The 301-nt window shown below is 63.8% G+C and carries 1 pseudogene; it reads right to left on the reverse strand.

The annotated features are described in order from the left end of the window. Positions 1-288: pseudogene (locus EN804_RS36215) on the reverse strand (hypothetical protein); the annotation flags it as partial. Positions 289-301: the final 13 nt, after the last annotated feature.

Raw genomic sequence — 301 nt, forward strand, 5'->3', positions numbered from 1 at the left:
GCCGCCGCCATGGCCCGCCGAAACCGCTCGGAACGACTGCTCGGCCTCGCAGATGATGTAATAACGGCGCCCCAGGACCCCATTGCCCAAGTCGCCGGGGCGTGTCGCGTCCATGGCAAAGTAGCAGGGGTTCCGGACCGATCCTTCGCTTGCCTTTTTGAGGTAGAGCGCGCGGGCCCGTTCCAGCACCACTTGAGCGATCTGGCCGTCGCCTTCACCGACATGGGCCTGCAGCCATGCAGGGATATCTGACGATGTCGGCCCGATCTTACGCGGCCTTGCGATCATCAGATATCCCTGC

The organism is Mesorhizobium sp. M8A.F.Ca.ET.161.01.1.1, assembly GCF_004792105.1.
Taxonomy (GTDB): domain Bacteria; phylum Pseudomonadota; class Alphaproteobacteria; order Rhizobiales; family Rhizobiaceae; genus Mesorhizobium.